The following is a 281-nucleotide window of genomic DNA, read 5'->3' on the forward strand; positions in this document are numbered from 1 at the left end:
AGCAGCCATTCATTTAAAGAGTGCGTAACAGCTCACTAGTCGAGCGGTCCGGCATGGATAATAATCGGGCATAAACATACTACCGAAGCTATGGACAGATTTATTCTGTGGTAGGGGAGCATTCTGTTTGCGCCGAAGGTTTACTGCGAGGTATGCTGGAGCGGACGGAAAAGAAAATGTAGGCATAAGTAACGATAATGCGGGCGAGAAACCCGCACTCCGAAAGACCAAGGTTTCCCCAGCTATGCTAATCAGCTGGGGGTTAGTCGGGTCCTAACGCG

At 49.8% G+C, this 281-nt stretch carries 1 rRNA gene; it reads left to right on the top strand.

Features of this window, described 5'->3' with window-relative positions:
- Positions 1 to 281: ribosomal RNA gene (locus QPK98_RS15795) — 23S ribosomal RNA — on the top strand; the annotation flags it as partial.

It is taken from the genome of Aequorivita marina (assembly GCF_031631895.2).
GTDB lineage: Bacteria > Bacteroidota > Bacteroidia > Flavobacteriales > Flavobacteriaceae > Aequorivita > Aequorivita marina.